1 protein-coding gene is annotated in these 1442 nt (G+C 66.6%); it reads right to left on the reverse strand.

All coding sequences use genetic code 11. The features are described from left to right. Window positions 1-33 precede the first annotated feature (33 nt). The gene (locus AWQ68_RS00045; RefSeq protein WP_066932620.1) at window positions 34-1329 is read right to left on the reverse strand and encodes an IS256 family transposase; all 1296 of its coding nucleotides are present in this window, start codon (window positions 1327-1329) and stop codon (window positions 34-36) included. Window positions 1330-1442: the final 113 nt, after the last annotated feature.

A 1442-nucleotide genomic window follows, 5' to 3' on the forward strand; every position in this document is an offset into this window, starting at 1 on the left:
GAGCAATCGTCAAGACCTGTGGATCAGGATCTTTTAGGCGGCTACCGACTGATCCTCGATGGCCGGTGACTCCTTGGGCCGCTCGACAAGCTTGCCCTTGACGAACGTCGCCCCAGCGCGGACCAGGGCGACGAGATGCGGCGCGTTAACCGCGCGCCAGCGCTTCTGCGCCGACTCGATCAGCTTGAAGGCCATCGCCAGCCCGGCCGCGCGTGAGCCCGGCCCCTTGGTGACCTTGGTCCGGTGGCGGACGGTGGCGAAGGTGGACTCGATGGGGTTGGTCGTGCGCAGGTGCACCCAATGCTCGGCCGGGAAATCGTAGAACGCCAGCAACTCGTCGAGGTCATCGACCACCTTGGCCACCGCCTTGGGGTACTTGACACCGTAGACAGCCTGGAAGTCCTTCACCGCGCGCTCGGCGTGGTCCCTGTCCTCGGCGTTCCAGATCTCCGCCAGCGCCTTCTTGGCACCGGCGTGGGCCGACTTCGGGAGCGCCCCCAACACGTTAGAGATCTTGTGAAACCAGCACCTCTGGGCCCTGGTCTGCGGAAACACCTCGCCCAGCGCGGACCAGAAGCCGAGCGCGCCATCCCCAACCGCGAGCACCGGCGCCCGCATCCCGCGTCGCTTGCAGTCGCGCAGCAGGTCGGCCCACGACTCGGCAGACTCGCGGTAGCCGTCGGTCAGCGCGACCAGTTCCTTGCGTCCGTCGGCCCGCACGCCGATCATCACCAGCAGGCACAGCTTGTGCTCCTCCAGCCGGATGTTGACGTGGATGCCGTCGACCCACAGGTAGACGTAGTCCACGCCGGACAGGTCACGGGCGGCGAAGGTGCGCTGCTCGGCCTTCCACTGCTCAGTCAGACGCGTGATCACCGAGGCGGACAAGCCCGCTGTCGAACCGAGAAACTGCCCCAGCGCGGGGACGAAATCCCCTGAGGACAGGCCGTGCAGGTACAGGAGCGGCAGCACCTCGGTCAGCTGCGGCGTCTTGCGGCACCACGGCGGCAGTATCGCGGAGGAGAACCGCTTGCGCTCGCCGGTGGCCTCGTCGATGCGCTTGTCGTTGACCCGGGGAGCCTTCACCTCGATCGCGCCAGCCGCGGTGAGGATGTCGCGGGGCTGGTGGTAGCCGTTGCGCACGACCAAGCGGCGGCCGGCCTCGTCGCGTTCGTCGGCGAACGCGGCGATGTAGGCGTCCACCTCGGCCTGCAACGCGGCGGCGAGCATCTTGCGGGCTCCCTCGCGAACGATCTGGTCGATCAACGAGGACGAAACGGATGTCGAGGTGCTGTCGTCAGCGGGCAGCTCGGGCACTACGGTGAGCACGGGTGTGCCTTCCCGACCGACGCTGCAACGTCGGCCTTATCTCGAAACCATGATCAGATGACTCGGGAAGGTACACCCCTTCCCGTCAGATCCACAGGTTTCGATCATTGCTC

Origin of the sequence: Microtetraspora fusca, from assembly GCF_001570365.1 — a bacterium.
GTDB classification, from domain to species: domain Bacteria; phylum Actinomycetota; class Actinomycetes; order Streptosporangiales; family Streptosporangiaceae; genus Microtetraspora; species Microtetraspora fusca.